The organism is Aminobacter sp. 01T433 (assembly GCF_056398585.1).
This window is the reverse complement of the sequence record NZ_JBFTPR010000009.1, coordinates 188,263-201,735: the sequence shown is the minus strand read 5'-3', so window position 1 is coordinate 201,735 and position 13,473 is coordinate 188,263. Positions and strand designations below refer to the sequence as shown.

Below are 13,473 nucleotides of genomic sequence, written 5' to 3'. Positions count from 1 at the left end.
GAGAACGAAATGCACAACCCCAAGACGCTCATTCTCGCCCAGGCGATGATTTCTTTTGCAATGGCCCTGATGATGACGGGCTTCTTCGCCTTCCTCGCGCTCGGCGCGACAGTAGAATGGCTCCATGCCTGGACTCGAAGCTTCATCATCGCCTGGCCACTGGCGTTTTGCCTGTCGCTGGTCGTTGGCAAAGTTGCGTTCAAGATCGCGGCGGGACTGACTGCCGACAGGCCGTCCTGATCGACCACAAAAAAAGCCCCGGATCACTCCGGGGCTTTTTTATTCGGGCCAAACAGATCAGGCCATGGCCTTCTGCAGGTTCTCGTCGATCTTGTCGAGGAAGCCGGTGGTCGACAGCCAGGGCTGGTCGGGACCGATCAGCAGCGACAGGTCCTTGGTCATGTAGCCGCTCTCGACCGTCTGGATGCAGACGCGCTCAAGCGTCTCCGCAAAGCGCTTCAGTTCGGCATTGTCGTCGAGCTTGGCGCGATGGGCGAGGCCGCGCGTCCAGGCAAAGATCGAGGCGATCGAGTTGGTGGAGGTCTCTTCGCCCTTCTGGTGCTGACGATAGTGGCGCGTCACGGTGCCGTGTGCGGCTTCCGCTTCCACCGTCTTGCCATCCGGCGTCATCAGCACCGAGGTCATCAGGCCGAGCGAACCAAAACCCTGGGCAACCGTGTCGGACTGCACGTCGCCGTCATAGTTCTTGCAGGCCCAGACATAGCCGCCCGACCACTTCAGGCTCGAAGCCACCATGTCATCGATCAGGCGGTGTTCGTACCAGAGCTTGCGCGCCTTGAACGCGGCTTCGAACTCCTTCTCGTAGACGTCCTGGAAGATGTCCTTGAAGCGGCCGTCATAGGCCTTGAGGATGGTGTTCTTGGTCGACAGATAGACCGGATAGTTGCGCAGCAGGCCATAGTTGAGCGAGGCGCGGGCGAATTCGCGGATCGACTCGTCGAGGTTGTACATCGCCATGGCGACACCTGCGCCCGGCGCGTCGAACACTTCGTGCTCGATCACCTGACCGTCGTCGCCGACGAACTTGATCGACAGCTTGCCCTTGCCGGGGAATTTGAAATCGGTCGCCTTGTACTGGTCGCCGAAGGCATGACGGCCAACGATGATCGGCTTGGTCCAGCCCGGAACCAGGCGCGGCACGTTCTTCATGATGATCGGCTCGCGGAAGATGGTGCCGCCCAGGATGTTGCGGATCGTGCCGTTGGGCGACTTCCACATCTTCTTGAGCTTGAACTCTTCGACGCGCTGCTCGTCCGGCGTGATGGTGGCGCATTTCACGCCGACGCCGTGCTTGTTGATGGCGTTGGCCGCGTCGATCGTCACCTGGTCGTTGGTGGCGTCGCGGTGCTCGATGCCGAGGTCATAATATTCGATGTTGAGGTCGAGATAGGGGTGGATCAACTTGTCCTTGATGAACTGCCAGATGATGCGGGTCATCTCATCGCCGTCGAGCTCGACGACGGGGTTGGCCACCTTGATCTTCGCCATAAGAAAATGCCTCTTTTTGCCTGGAACCAGCCGGTCCCGGAGGTTCACGATTGGGAGTGCGGCCCCTATACCAAAGCGCATCGGGCCGCGCAAATGATTGCCACTGCTCACCCCAGACCTTTTGCTGACAATGTATGAATCGAAGCTTGTCGGGCGTTTTCGACACTTCTTTCGCGGCAGGTCGCCATTCTTGAGCGGCCGCCCTGCTTTTGCTCACCAGAACTTCATTTTCAGCGCCGAATGTGGCAGGGACGCGCAAAAGGCGCAATTCTCGGTTCAATCGCAGCAATGTCAGACATTTCATCCTCCGCACTGCCCACCGCACCGGTGATCGTTCTTGTCGAGCCTCAGCTCGGCGAGAATATCGGCATGGTGGCGCGCGCCATGGCCAATTTCGGTCTCCGCGAATTGCGCCTGGTCAATCCGCGTGACGGCTGGCCGAGCGAAAAGGCGAGGGCGGCCGCCAGCAGTGCCGACCATGTCATCGACGGCGTTGTCGTATTCCCCGATCTCGCCTCCGCCATTGTCGATCTCAATTTTGTCTTTGCCACCACGGCGCGCCAGCGCGACGGTTTCAAGCGAGTCGCTGGCCCGGTTGAAGCGGGGCGGACGCTGCGCGGCCACGCCCTGTCGGGACTTCGCACCGGCATTCTGTTCGGCCGCGAGCGTTTCGGCCTCTATAATGAGGAAGTGAGCCTCGCCGACGAGATCGTCACCTTCCCGGTAGACCCGGCCTTTGCCTCGCTCAACATCGCCCAGGCGGTGCTGTTGATGTCCTATGAGTGGATGAAGTCTGGCCTGGAAGACGAAACGCAGACCAATTTTGCCGGTCCTGAAATGGTGCCGGCGACCAAGGATCAATTGCAGGGGTTTCTCAATCATCTTGAAGCCGCCCTCGATGCCCGCGGCTATTTCCGCCCGGCGGCCAAGAAACCCAAGATGGTCGACAATCTGCGTTCGGTGCTGACGCGGCCTGGCTTTTTCGCGCCCGAGCTCAAGGTTCTGCGCGGCGTGGTTGCCTCGCTCGACTATTTCTCGCCCAAGGAGCCACGCGGCGCGGGCTACCCTGATCGCAAGGCCAAGGTCGACCACGCCGCCCATTCCGGCGGCGCCGGTGCCGATGAGGACGACACACCGCCAGTCGGCGGCAGGGGGCTCGACAATGACTGATCGCCCGATCCTGATGTTTGATTCAGGTATCGGCGGGCTGACCGTGCTGCGCGAGGCGCGCGTGCTGATGCCTGAGCGCCGTTTCGTCTATGTCGCCGACGATGCGGCATTTCCCTATGGTGCGTGGGAAGAACCGGCGCTCAAGGCGCGTATCCTCGATCTGTTTGGGGGCTTGCTCGAGCGTTTCGATCCCGAGATTTCGGTCGTTCCCTGCAATACGGCTTCCACGCTGGTCATCGACGCGCTGCGCCAGGCATTTCCTGGCCATCCCTTTGTCGGCACCGTGCCGGCGATCAAGCCGGCAGCCGAGCGCACCCGGTCGGGCCTGGTGTCGGTGCTGGCAACGCCAGGCACGGTCAAGCGGCAATACACGCGCGACCTGATCACCCAGTGGGCGACAAAATGCCATGTCAGGCTGGTCGGCAGCGACAAGCTGGCGCAGATGGCTGAGATCTATATGCGCGACGGCTTCGTCGACGAGCAGGCGGTCAAGGACGAGATTGCACCCTGCTTCATCGAACAGGACGGCCGGCGCACCGACATCGTCGTGCTTGCCTGCACGCACTATCCGTTCCTGGTCAACCGCATGCGCAAGACGGCTCCATGGCCGGTCGACTGGATCGATCCGGCCGAGGCGATTGCGCGGCGTGCTCTATCGCTGCTCAATGGCGACGCAGCGGCAAAACGTTCAGACGAGCTGGCATTCGGACGCGATCTTGCGATCTTCACGTCCGGCAAGCCGCATTTCGCCACGGCGCGGTTGATGCAGGGATTCGGTCTTAGCCTGGCTTGATGCCGCCCGAAGCCTGCGAGCGGCGTACCATTGCCGAAGCCGTCACGATGAGCACGACGGTTGCGACATAGGCTGCTATCTGGATGCCCTCTGGCCGCGCGACATACCCAACGAGGATATGAAGCAGGAAGCCGACTGGATTGGTTTGGGGCAGGATTTCCGACGTGTTCCAGATATCGTAGCCCAATGCCGGCAGGTAGCCTGCCTGGACCAGGAATGCGGCAGCTTGCGCGGCAAGGCCGGCAGCGAGCAGGATGATGATGACGCCGGTGACGCGGAATATCTGCTTGAGTGGTACGCTCAACAGCCCCGCATAAAACAGTCCGCCGACCAGTGCCGCTGCAATCACGCCGAGCGCGCCGCCTTGCAGCATGGTCGCCACGCCGAGTTTGCCTTCGATGGCGATGCCATAGAGAAACAGCACCGTCTCCGATCCCTCGCGCAGCACGGCGATCGCGCAGATGATTGCCAAGGCAGACAGTGGCTTTGCCCCTTCCTTCACCGCCTTGCCGACGGCGCGGCTTTCGCCGACCAGTTCGGCAGCATGAGCGCTCATCCAGATCTGGTGCCAGGCGAGCATCGCCACGGCGATCAACAGCACCACCGCGTTGAACAGCTCGGTGCCGTTGCCGTCGAACAGATCCGATAGGCCACTGGCGAAAAAGGCAACGATGGCAGCCCCAGCGAGACCGGCCAAAACACCGCCTGCAACCCAGCCGGTGCGGCCGCTTATGCCCTTGCTCGATGCCAGCACGATGGAAACGATCAGCGCCGCTTCTAGAGTCTCGCGAAAGACGATGACGAATGTCGAAAGCATCGGCTCACTCCGCAAACAGGTTGCCCAGCGCCGTTTCCTTGTGCCGATCGCCGAAGAAACCATAGCTGCCTGCGGCCAAGGGTCCGACATGCAGTTTGATCTGCTTGCCGCCCGCCACGACCTTTTCGACATGGAAGTCGTTGCTTTCGAATTCCTCGGCAGTCGGATCGTCGTTGACGACGACGAGGTCGAATTCCTTGCCAGCCGGCACTGTCAGGGCCTGCGGCTTGAAGTGGTGATCCTTGATGGTGATGGCGTCTTGGCTCTCGGCGGCTTGCGAAGCCAGGCTCAAGCCAAGGAAAAGCCCGGCTGCAAGAGATGCGATCGACGTGGAGCGAGCGAACATGGTGATGACCTCATAGTCCTCGCCATCGTCCGCCTGGGCGGGCGAGGATCGGGTCAGAATAGAAAGGTGATGGGCGCTGTCAAGTTAATTGCGTAGTTTGGAATTGCTCTAAATACAATGATTACAACATGTTAGAGAATTGAATGCGGTTTGAGGAGGGGGCGTGGAACCCTGCGGTGCGGAGCGCGTTTGGCTCATGTTCAACAACAGGATGCGAAGCCATGCCTGCCATGTCAAAGGCCCAGCAAAAGGCCGCCGGAGCGGCCCTTGCCGCCAAGCGCGGCGAGATCAAGAAGAGCAAACTGTTCGGCGCATCGAAGGAAATGTACGAGTCGATGACTGAAAAGCAGCTTGAGGAGTTCGCCGAGACGAAGCGCAAGGGCTTGCCGGAGCACAAGACAAAGCACTGAGCCCCGGCAATCCGATCAGTAGCCTACAGTGAAGCGCTTGCCGGTGTGCTTGGGCGTTTCGGCCTCGTCGACAATGGCCACTGCCAGATCCTGCACCGAGATGTGGCTTTCGCCCTTGGCATCGAACACCGGCTGGTCGGAGCCGATGCGGAACTTTGCGGTGCGTTCGCCGGGCGCCATCATGATGGCGGGCGAGATGAACGACCATTCCAGGCCGGTCTCCGTACGTAGTGCCGCGAGTGCATCGCGTGCCGCGCGTGCGCCGTCCTTGTAGGCATCGGGGAAGTTCGGCCCGTCGACAAGTTGCTTGCCGTCGATTTCGAGACTGCCCGCACCGCCGACCACGATCAGGCGCTTGCCGGCGGCCTTGGCGGCGGCAACGATCGCCTTCGAGCCGGCGAGATGCTTGGCATAGATGTCGGGATCGCCCCAACCGCCATTGAAGGCGGAGATGACGACATCGCTACCCGAAATCGCAGCCTTCAGCGCCTCCACGTCGTTGGCGTCAGCCTGTACGGCAGTGACGCCGTCGATCTGGGCGACCTTCGCCGGGCTGCGGACAATAGCGGTGACCTTGTGGCCGCGTGAGGCCGCTTCCTTGAGTACCGTGGTGCCGACAAAGCCGGATGCGCCGATGAGAGCGATTTTCATGACTGTTCTCCTGTTCGGCCTGCTTTGCCTTTGGGTGCAGAAGCAGGTATGATTTGTAATCAGGTTACCAACGATAACCATATAGAGCGAACGAACGGGCTCGAAAAGAACGCATGATTTCGTGCCCAGGTTACCTCAGGAGAACCGCATGAACGCATCTGTGAAGGCAGCCGCCGCGGCACCGCTGCTGCACACCACGCCCGGCTTCGAGAGCGACGGCCGTGGCGCCTGTCCTATCCGCGAGGTGCTCGACCGGGTCGGCGACACCTGGAGCATCCTGGTCATCATCAACCTTCAGGAGCAGCCGGTGCGCTTCAATGCGCTGAAACGCTCCATCGAAGGCATTTCGCAGCGCATGCTGACGGTCACCTTGCGTTCGCTCGAGCGCGACGGGCTGGTCACGCGCACTGTGCGGCCGACGACGCCGCCGGAGGTCGAATACGGACTGACCGAACTCGGCCAGTCGATCGCGGTGCCGATCGCAGCGCTAGGCAGTTGGGCGGCAAGCAATCGTGACCACATGCGCCAGGCCAGACAAGCGTTCGACCTCGATTCGTGAAGTCGCGCAGGAATCGGAATGCGGCGGCCATCATGACGGCCTAGCCTCGGCGCCATCTTGAGATGGAGCGCCGTTATGAATGCCGACAACATTGTTTCGAGCCTGGATTGGGGGCGAATCGCCAGCGACCTCGACGAATTCGGGGTTGCGCCGACCGGTTCTTTGCTCGACCGGCAAACCTGCCTCGACCTGAGGGCGCTCTACGGACAGGACAAACACTTTCGCAGCCGGATCGTCATGCAGCGCCACGGCTTTGGATCGGGCGAGTACAAATATTTCGGCAATCCGCTGCCCGACACGATATCGGGCCTGCGCCACGCCTTTTACGGACGGCTGGCACCTCTGGCCAATGGCTGGAACGAGCGTATGGGGCTCGACCGGCGCTATCCCGATGAACTCGACGCCTGCCTTGCCAAATGCCATGCCGACGGCCAGACCAAGCCGACCCCGCTTTTGCTGAAATATGGCGCGGGCGACTACAATTGCCTGCATCAGGATGTCTATGGCGCGCACTTGTTTCCGGTACAGCTGGTGATTCTGCTCTCCGATCCGCAATCCGAGTTCGAAGGCGGCGAGTTTGTGATGACGGAGCAGCGTCCTCGTATGCAGTCGCGCGCCGAAGTGGTATCGCTTGGCATCGGGCAGGGCGCACTGTTTGCCGTCAACGACCGCCCGAAGGCCGGCACGCGCGGTGACTATCGCGTCAAGATGCGCCACGGCGTCAGCCGGATCCGTCAAGGCGAGCGCTTCACGCTTGGGCTCATCTTCCATGACGCCAAATGAGCCGGCTGCCAGCCGCAGCGTTGACATTCCAGGATGTTTCGCCTAGTTAGCCGCCAACGCCGGGCCGAACGCCCGGTGTTTTATTTGACGTGTCCCGTGGACCTTTTCCGCAAAGCGTGCGTGGAAGATCCTGTCAGGCTTCGAAAACGGAGGCCAGAGGAGGGCGCGTTTCCTTCACTCGAAACATGAGGTTTCGGGTGTATTGTTTTGAAAGGGAATGCGATGAGCAAGCGCGAATCCGCGAAATACAAGATTGACCGCCGTCTTGGCGAGAACATTTGGGGTCGCCCAAAGTCCCCGGTCAACAAGCGTGAATACGGCCCCGGCCAGCACGGCCAGCGCCGCAAGGGCAAGCTCTCGGACTTCGGTCTGCAGCTGCGCGCCAAGCAGAAGCTGAAGGGTCACTACGGCGACGTTTCGGAAAAGCAGTTCCGCAAGACCTACGAAGAGGCTAACCGCCGCAAGGGCGACACCTCCGAGAACCTGATCGGCCTGCTCGAGTCGCGTCTGGATGCGGTCGTTTACCGCGCCAAGTTCGTGCCGACCATTTTCGCTGCCCGTCAGTTCGTCAACCACGGCCACGTCAACGTCAACGGCGTCCGCACCAACATCTCGTCGTACCGCTGCAAGGCTGGCGACGTGATCGAGGTCCGCGAGAAGTCGAAGCAGCTGGTCATCGTGCTTGAGGCCGTTGGTCTCGCCGAGCGCGACGTTCCTGACTACATCGAAGTCGATCACAACAAGATGGTCGCGACCTTCGCTCGGGTTCCCGGCCTGTCGGACGTTCCGTACGCAGTGCAGATGGAACCGAACCTCGTCGTCGAATTCTATTCGCGCTAATCCCTCCGGATCAGCATCGAATTGCAGAGAGCGGCCGGAAACGGCCGCTCTTTTCGTTTGTGCGTGGTGCTGTACGCTCCTCAGCGCCTTGCACCGCAGCCCATAATGCGAAATATGCACTCCAAGTGGTCAAGTCGGGCGCTGGCCCGGCCGATGCCGAGTGTAAGGAAGGCCCCATGGGTATTCACGAAGCAGATGCGCTGGCCGAGCCTGGCGAGGGCGCGTTCCCGCTCTATCGCGACGCGCCGTCCTCGGTGGAGTTCAACAAGCTGCGCAAGCGGCTGTTGCGGCTCACCCGCCAGGCGATCGAGGACTACGCCATGGCCAAGCCAGGCGAACGCTGGCTGGTGGCACTGTCCGGCGGCAAGGATTCCTACGGCCTGCTTGCGGTGCTTATGGATCTCAAATGGCGCGGCCTGCTGCCGGTCGAGCTGCTTGCCTGCAATCTCGACCAGGGCCAGCCGAACTTTCCCAAGAACGTGCTGCCCGACTACCTCAATGCCAATGGCATCGCCCACCGCATCGAGTATCGCGACACCTATTCGGTGGTCACCGACAAGATATCAGAGGGCAATACCTATTGTTCATTGTGCTCGCGGCTGAGGCGAGGGCACCTCTACCGCATCGCGCGCGAGGAGGGCTGCTCGGCGCTGGTGCTCGGCCACCACCGCGAGGACATCCTCGAAACCTTCTTCATGAACATGTTCCATGGCGGCCGCCTTGCCGCCATGCCGCCCAAGCTGATGAATGACGAGGGCGACGTCATGGTGCTCAGGCCGCTAGCCTTGTGCGCCGAGACCGACCTCGCGAAATTCGCCGATGGCATGAAGTTTCCAATCATCCCGTGCGACCTGTGCGGCAGCCAGGAAGGGCTCCAGCGCAACGCCATGAAGGCGATGCTGGACGACATCGAAAAGCGCATGCCGGGCCGCAAGGACACGATGCTGCGGGCGCTTGCCAACACGCGACCCTCGCACTTGCTCGACCGCAAGCTGTTCGATTTTACGAGTCTGTAGCCACCTGCAGAGCGGCCCGAAAACCAGAATCGGCTTTCGGGCCTGACTGCGCTCAGTGGGCGTCTGTCAGCACCGGTGTCGTGTCATGCTGGCCGTGGAACAGTTTGCCCTTCTCGGCAATCAGCACCATCACCAGGCCGACGGCGGCAACGCCGCAGAAACCGATCGCCAACGGCACGGTCGTGCCGTCGAAGGACTGGCCGATCGCCGCCCCGATCAGTCCGCCACCGAGCGTCTGCATGAAGCCCTGCACCGATGAGGCCGTACCTGCGATATGGCCGAGCGGCTCCATGGCGATGGAGTTGAAGTTCGAGCCGATCCAGCCGAACTGGAACATCGCCAGCGCAAACAGTACGATGAAGGCACCAAACGGCACCGGCCCGGTCAGCGACCAGATGAGCCAGATCGCGCTCACCAAGAGGAAGCCGAGCAGCGCGCCATGCGACAGCTTGCGCATGCCGAGCTTGACGACGAGGCGCGAGTTGAGGAACGACGACACCGACATCATGCCGGCGATCGCCGCAAAGACCAGCGGGAACCACACGCCGAGCCCGTAGAGGCCGACATAGACCTGCTGCGCCGAGTTGATGAAACCAAACAGCGCGCCGAAGATGGTCATCGACGCAAGCGTGTACCACAGCGACATGCGCGTGGTCAGAACGGTGCGGAAACCTTTGGCGATGGACAGGATCGACAACGGCCGCCGGTCCTCGGGGTGCATCGTCTCGGGCAGGCGGATCGCCGCCCACATGGTGATGGCAAGCGCCGACACGGCCATGACGATGAAGATCATGTGCCATTCCGAAAACAGCATGACGACCTGGCCGATGCCGGGGGCAAGCACCGGCACGATCATGAACACCATGAAGATCAGCGACATGATCTCGGCCATCTGCCGTCCGCCGAAGCGGTCGCGCACCACCGAGACCGCGATCACGCGCGTCGAGGCCGCACCGATTCCCTGGACGAAGCGCAGCAATAGAAGGGTTTCGAAGCTTGGCGCGAAAGCTGCCGCGAAGGCCGCAATGATATAGATGCCGAGGCCAAACAGCAGCGGCTTGCGCCGGCCGAACCGGTCGGAGGCTGGGCCATAGGCAAGCAGCGCCAGTGCGAGGCCGGCGAAATAGGCGGTTATCACATATTGACGATGGTTTTCGCTCTCAACGTTGAGACTGGCGCCGATCTGCTGCAGCGCGGGCAACATGATGTCGACGGCGAGCGCATTGACTGCCATCAGGGCTGCGGCCAGCGCGATGAATTCCCATCGCGGAATCGGAAACACGCCCGGTTGGGCGCTCGGAGAGACTTTCTGTTCCATCAGGAATCCAATTCAAACGGAAATGCGCCGGAAAGCCGGCGCATTTGCCACAAATGGACCCCGGAACAGGCCGGAGCCGGTACTTCTAAATCAGGCGGCGCCCTTGACGCTCACGCCCTTCTCTTGAAGGAACGACTGCAACTCGCCGGCCTGGAACATCTCACGGATGATGTCGCAGCCGCCCACGAACTCGCCCTTGACGTAGAGCTGCGGGATCGTCGGCCAGTTGGAGTAGTCCTTGATGCCTTGGCGAAGGTCGTTCGAGGTCAGCACGTTGACGCCCTTGTAGTCGACCCCGAGGTAATCGAGGATCTGGACGACCTGGCCCGAAAAGCCGCACTGCGGAAAGCCGGGCGTGCCCTTCATGAACACCACGACGTCCTGGCTCTTCACTTCGCTGTCGATGTACTCGTTGATTCCGCTCATGGCGCCTAAACCTCAATCTGGCCGAACTCGTGTAGTCGGCAATATCCACTAGACTGCTAGCACTAGCTACTATGTGGTTGCAACAGTCGAGCTTTCCAAGCGACGCGTCGACCCGAAAACTGAAAAACGCAATAACACAATCGGACCTCAGGTCCAGACCTGACGCCCGCCGCAGTTCCGGTTGCCAGGGATACCGGCGCTCCAACGGGCGCGTTCCATGCGATTGCGGCTCGTTTTCTTCCCGGCTGGCCTCAAAAGCTTCTCGATCTGGCGCAGCGTCGACGACTCGTCGAGGTCGTGCTTTGCTGGCCTTTTGATCGCGCGCAGGCGAGCGACGTTATTCCGGAATGCTGGTCTGCAGGGCGAGCGCATGCAGCACGCCGCCCATGTTCCCCTTCAGTGCGTCGTAGACCATCTGGTGCTGTTGCACGCGGGTCTTGCCACGGAAGCTTTCCGACACGACCTCGGCGGCGTAGTGGTCGCCGTCGCCGGCGAGATCGCGGATAGTCACCCGGGCATCCGGAATGCCGTCCTTGATCATCCGCTCGATGTCGTGTGCGTCCATTGCCATGCCGTATTCCCCGATCAGTTGTTCATGAACCGAGGGAACCAGGATTCGTGAGCCGTGGTCAACTCGTCAATTGATATGGCGCGCGCCTCGCCCAGTTTCAATTCCTTGCCGCCGGTCGTGCCGATCCACGGAGCATGAATCCCGAGCGCCTTGGCTTCGTTCCACAATTCCTGCATCTCGGCCGACTTGGGGTCAAGCTTGACGGTCACCAGATAGCGCCCCTGGTCTTCGCCGAAGAACACCGGGATCGGGTTGGTGCCGCTGAGGCCGGGAACAGTGGCGCCGATGCCGGAGGCCATCGCCATCTCCGCGAGCGCAACTGCAAGACCGCCATCGGACAGGTCGTGTACGGCGGTAGCCTGGCCGTTGCGGATCAGCTTGCGCACGAAGTCGCCGACTTTCTTTTCGTGCTCTAGGTTGACCGCCGGCGGCGGGCCGTCGGTGCGGCCATGCACGTCGCGCATGTAGATCGACTGGGCAAGGTGGCTGCCCCACTGGGCCGGCCCGCCGACAAGCAGGATCACTTCGCCGTCGCTGGCAAAACAGGCCTTGGCCATCTTCGACCAGTCGTCGATCAGGCCCACGCCGCCAATTGTCGGCGTCGGCAGGATGCCTTGGCCGTTGGTCTCGTTGTACAGCGACACGTTGCCCGAAACGATCGGGAAACCAAGCGCACGGCAGGCCTCGCCGATGCCTTTCACCGCCCCGACCAGCTGCCCCATGATCTCGGGCCGCTCGGGATTGCCGAAGTTGAGATTGTCGGTCGCAGCCAGGGGCTCGGCACCGGTCGCAGTCAGGTTGCGCCAGCATTCGGCCACGGCCTGCTTGCCGCCCTCATAGGGATCGGCCTCGCAATAGCGTGGGGTCACGTCGGACGAAAACGCCAGCGCCTTGGTGGCATGGCCCTCGACGCGCACGACGCCTGCGTCACCACCGGGGCGCTGCAGCGAGTTGCCCTGGATCATCGTGTCATACTGCTCCCACACCCAGCGGCGCGAAGACAGGTCCGGCCCGTCGAGCATCTTGAGCAGCGCATCGGCGACATCGGCCTGCGGAGCATCGTCGGCCGCCAGCGGCGCGTGCTTGGCCGGCTCGACCCACGGGCGATCATATTCGGGCGCTTCGTCGCCAAGTTCCTTGATCGGCAGGTTGGCGACTTCCTTGCCCTGATGCAGGACGCGGAAGCGCAAATCGTCGGTGGTCTTGCCGACGATGGCGAAGTCGAGACCCCATTTGACGAAGATCGCCTCGGCTTCTTCTTCCTTCTCGGGGCGCAGCACCATGAGCATGCGCTCCTGGCTCTCCGACAGCATCATCTCATAAGCGCTCATGCGCTCTTCGCGCACCGGCACCTTGTCCAGGTCGAGCTCGATGCCGAGGTCGCCCTTGGCGCCCATTTCGACAGCCGAGCAGGTCAGGCCAGCGGCACCCATATCCTGGATGGCGATGACCGCGCCCGAAGCCATCAGTTCGAGGCAGGCTTCCAGCAGGCACTTTTCGGTGAAGGGATCGCCAACCTGCACGGTCGGGCGCTTCTCGTCGATTTTGTCATCGAATTCGGCAGACGCCATGGTCGCGCCGCCGACACCGTCGCGGCCGGTCTTGGCGCCGAGATAGACGACCGGCAAGCCGACGCCCTTGGCCTGTGACAGGAAGATCCCGTCCGTCTTGGCGAGACCCGCGGCAAAGGCGTTGACCAGGATGTTGCCATTGTAGCGGGCGTCGAAATTGACCTCGCCGCCAACGGTCGGCACGCCGAAAGCATTGCCATAGCCGCCGACCCCGGCAACGACGCCCGAAACCAGGTGGCGCGTCTTGGGATGATCGGGCGCACCGAAGCGCAGTGCGTTCATCGATGCCACCGGGCGCGCGCCCATGGTGAAGACGTCGCGCAAAATGCCGCCGACGCCGGTTGCCGCACCCTGATAGGGCTCGATGAAGGAGGGGTGGTTGTGGCTCTCCATCTTGAAGACGACGCAATCGCCGTCACCGATGTCGACCACGCCGGCATTCTCGCCCGGACCCTGGATGACCCGCTCGCCCTTGGTCGGCAGCGTGCGCAGCCACTTCTTCGACGATTTGTACGAGCAGTGCTCGTTCCACATCGCCGAGAAGATGCCGAGTTCGGTGAAAGTGGGCTCGCGTCCGACAAGGTCGAGGATACGCTGGTATTCGTCTGGCTTGAGCCCGTGCGCGGCAATGAGCTCGCCGGTGATCTTCACGTCGTTCTGAATAGTCATCGTAGATCGCAGAATCCGTTGGGG

The 13,473-nt window shown here is 61.8% G+C and carries 16 protein-coding genes; 8 read left to right on the top strand and 8 right to left on the bottom strand.

What is annotated here, in order from left to right; all coding sequences use genetic code 11:
* The first annotated feature begins 9 nt into the window (after window positions 1-9).
* On the top strand, window positions 10-240 hold the full coding sequence (locus AC1DLV_RS17825) for a DUF2798 domain-containing protein (RefSeq protein ID WP_476801221.1): 231 nt from the start codon (window positions 10-12) through the stop codon (window positions 238-240).
* 57 nt (window positions 241-297) lie between these two features.
* On the opposite strand, the gene AC1DLV_RS17820 is transcribed toward AC1DLV_RS17825, so the two are convergent.
* On the bottom strand, window positions 298-1,509 hold the full coding sequence (locus AC1DLV_RS17820; protein WP_476801220.1) for an NADP-dependent isocitrate dehydrogenase: 1,212 nt from the start codon (window positions 1,507-1,509) through the stop codon (window positions 298-300).
* A gap of 288 nt (window positions 1,510-1,797) precedes the next feature.
* Here AC1DLV_RS17820 and AC1DLV_RS17815 point away from each other — a divergent pair, with 288 nt between their 5' ends.
* A complete protein-coding gene (locus AC1DLV_RS17815) occupies window positions 1,798-2,679 on the top strand; it encodes an RNA methyltransferase (protein ID WP_476801219.1) in 882 nt (293 codons plus the stop codon).
* On the top strand, window positions 2,672-3,472 hold the full coding sequence (gene murI, locus AC1DLV_RS17810) for a glutamate racemase (protein WP_476801218.1): 801 nt from the start codon (window positions 2,672-2,674) through the stop codon (window positions 3,470-3,472). The genes AC1DLV_RS17815 and murI overlap by 8 nt, the downstream gene beginning before the upstream one ends.
* Here murI and AC1DLV_RS17805 read toward each other — a convergent pair.
* Both AC1DLV_RS17805 and AC1DLV_RS17800 read right to left on the bottom strand, forming a co-directional pair.
* Window positions 3,459-4,289 carry an FTR1 family iron permease gene (locus AC1DLV_RS17805; protein WP_476801217.1) on the bottom strand — a complete coding sequence of 277 codons (831 nt, stop codon included), beginning with the start codon at window positions 4,287-4,289 and terminating at the stop codon, window positions 3,459-3,461. The genes murI and AC1DLV_RS17805 overlap by 14 nt on opposite strands.
* A gap of 4 nt (window positions 4,290-4,293) precedes the next feature.
* Window positions 4,294-4,635, bottom strand: a complete 342-nt coding sequence (locus AC1DLV_RS17800; RefSeq protein ID WP_476801216.1) for a cupredoxin domain-containing protein — start codon at window positions 4,633-4,635, stop codon at window positions 4,294-4,296.
* A 221-nt stretch (window positions 4,636-4,856) separates the two neighbouring features.
* On the opposite strand from AC1DLV_RS17800, the gene AC1DLV_RS17795 reads away from it, so the two are divergent.
* The gene (locus tag AC1DLV_RS17795) at window positions 4,857-5,045 is read left to right on the top strand and encodes a DUF3008 family protein (RefSeq protein WP_476801215.1); all 189 of its coding nucleotides are present in this window, start codon (window positions 4,857-4,859) and stop codon (window positions 5,043-5,045) included.
* 15 nt (window positions 5,046-5,060) lie between these two features.
* Here the strand turns inward: AC1DLV_RS17795 and AC1DLV_RS17790 are convergent, their stop codons facing one another.
* On the bottom strand, window positions 5,061-5,696 hold the full coding sequence (locus tag AC1DLV_RS17790) for an NAD(P)-dependent oxidoreductase (protein ID WP_476801214.1): 636 nt from the start codon (window positions 5,694-5,696) through the stop codon (window positions 5,061-5,063).
* A 148-nt stretch (window positions 5,697-5,844) separates the two neighbouring features.
* Here AC1DLV_RS17790 and AC1DLV_RS17785 point away from each other — a divergent pair, with 148 nt between their 5' ends.
* From AC1DLV_RS17785 to ttcA, 4 genes are all read left to right on the top strand, one after another.
* Window positions 5,845-6,255 carry a winged helix-turn-helix transcriptional regulator gene (locus AC1DLV_RS17785; protein WP_476801213.1) on the top strand — a complete coding sequence of 137 codons (411 nt, stop codon included), beginning with the start codon at window positions 5,845-5,847 and terminating at the stop codon, window positions 6,253-6,255.
* 75 nt (window positions 6,256-6,330) lie between these two features.
* Window positions 6,331-7,038 (top strand): 2OG-Fe(II) oxygenase, encoded by a 708-nt coding sequence (locus AC1DLV_RS17780; RefSeq protein WP_476801212.1) that lies wholly within the window; start codon window positions 6,331-6,333, stop codon window positions 7,036-7,038.
* 222 nt (window positions 7,039-7,260) lie between these two features.
* Window positions 7,261-7,878 carry a 30S ribosomal protein S4 gene (rpsD, locus tag AC1DLV_RS17775; protein ID WP_476788099.1) on the top strand — a complete coding sequence of 206 codons (618 nt, stop codon included), beginning with the start codon at window positions 7,261-7,263 and terminating at the stop codon, window positions 7,876-7,878.
* A gap of 176 nt (window positions 7,879-8,054) precedes the next feature.
* Window positions 8,055-8,894, top strand: a complete 840-nt coding sequence (gene ttcA, locus AC1DLV_RS17770; RefSeq protein ID WP_476801211.1) for a tRNA 2-thiocytidine(32) synthetase TtcA — start codon at window positions 8,055-8,057, stop codon at window positions 8,892-8,894.
* A gap of 52 nt (window positions 8,895-8,946) precedes the next feature.
* Here the strand turns inward: ttcA and AC1DLV_RS17765 are convergent, their stop codons facing one another.
* The 4 genes from AC1DLV_RS17765 to purL form a co-directional block, all read right to left on the bottom strand.
* Window positions 8,947-10,212, bottom strand: coding sequence for a multidrug effflux MFS transporter (locus AC1DLV_RS17765; protein ID WP_476801210.1), 1,266 nt, complete (start codon window positions 10,210-10,212; stop codon window positions 8,947-8,949).
* A 90-nt stretch (window positions 10,213-10,302) separates the two neighbouring features.
* The gene (gene grxD, locus AC1DLV_RS17760; RefSeq protein ID WP_184768959.1) at window positions 10,303-10,638 is read right to left on the bottom strand and encodes a Grx4 family monothiol glutaredoxin; all 336 of its coding nucleotides are present in this window, start codon (window positions 10,636-10,638) and stop codon (window positions 10,303-10,305) included.
* Between the two features lie 337 nt (window positions 10,639-10,975).
* The gene (locus AC1DLV_RS17755) at window positions 10,976-11,209 is read right to left on the bottom strand and encodes a BolA family protein (RefSeq protein ID WP_067962623.1); all 234 of its coding nucleotides are present in this window, start codon (window positions 11,207-11,209) and stop codon (window positions 10,976-10,978) included.
* 14 nt (window positions 11,210-11,223) lie between these two features.
* The gene (gene purL / locus AC1DLV_RS17750; RefSeq protein ID WP_476801209.1) at window positions 11,224-13,449 is read right to left on the bottom strand and encodes a phosphoribosylformylglycinamidine synthase subunit PurL; all 2,226 of its coding nucleotides are present in this window, start codon (window positions 13,447-13,449) and stop codon (window positions 11,224-11,226) included.
* Between the last annotated feature and the right edge of the window lie 24 nt (window positions 13,450-13,473).

Bases quoted from the DNA above. Each gene is read 5' to 3' on its own strand.
- AC1DLV_RS17825 (WP_476801221.1), top strand. From the start codon at position 10: ATGCACAACCCCAAGACGCTCATTCTCGCCCAGGCGATGATTTCTTTT.
- AC1DLV_RS17820 (WP_476801220.1), bottom strand. From the start codon at position 1,509: ATGGCGAAGATCAAGGTGGCCAACCCCGTCGTCGAGCTCGACGGCGAT.
- AC1DLV_RS17815 (WP_476801219.1), top strand. From the start codon at position 1,798: ATGTCAGACATTTCATCCTCCGCACTGCCCACCGCACCGGTGATCGTT.
- murI (WP_476801218.1), top strand. From the start codon at position 2,672: ATGACTGATCGCCCGATCCTGATGTTTGATTCAGGTATCGGCGGGCTG.
- AC1DLV_RS17805 (WP_476801217.1), bottom strand. From the start codon at position 4,289: ATGCTTTCGACATTCGTCATCGTCTTTCGCGAGACTCTAGAAGCGGCG.
- AC1DLV_RS17800 (WP_476801216.1), bottom strand. From the start codon at position 4,635: ATGTTCGCTCGCTCCACGTCGATCGCATCTCTTGCAGCCGGGCTTTTC.
- AC1DLV_RS17795 (WP_476801215.1), top strand. From the start codon at position 4,857: ATGCCTGCCATGTCAAAGGCCCAGCAAAAGGCCGCCGGAGCGGCCCTT.
- AC1DLV_RS17790 (WP_476801214.1), bottom strand. From the start codon at position 5,696: ATGAAAATCGCTCTCATCGGCGCATCCGGCTTTGTCGGCACCACGGTA.
- AC1DLV_RS17785 (WP_476801213.1), top strand. From the start codon at position 5,845: ATGAACGCATCTGTGAAGGCAGCCGCCGCGGCACCGCTGCTGCACACC.
- AC1DLV_RS17780 (WP_476801212.1), top strand. From the start codon at position 6,331: ATGAATGCCGACAACATTGTTTCGAGCCTGGATTGGGGGCGAATCGCC.
- rpsD (WP_476788099.1), top strand. From the start codon at position 7,261: ATGAGCAAGCGCGAATCCGCGAAATACAAGATTGACCGCCGTCTTGGC.
- ttcA (WP_476801211.1), top strand. From the start codon at position 8,055: ATGGGTATTCACGAAGCAGATGCGCTGGCCGAGCCTGGCGAGGGCGCG.
- AC1DLV_RS17765 (WP_476801210.1), bottom strand. From the start codon at position 10,212: ATGGAACAGAAAGTCTCTCCGAGCGCCCAACCGGGCGTGTTTCCGATT.
- grxD (WP_184768959.1), bottom strand. From the start codon at position 10,638: ATGAGCGGAATCAACGAGTACATCGACAGCGAAGTGAAGAGCCAGGAC.
- AC1DLV_RS17755 (WP_067962623.1), bottom strand. From the start codon at position 11,209: ATGGCAATGGACGCACACGACATCGAGCGGATGATCAAGGACGGCATT.
- purL (WP_476801209.1), bottom strand. From the start codon at position 13,449: ATGACTATTCAGAACGACGTGAAGATCACCGGCGAGCTCATTGCCGCG.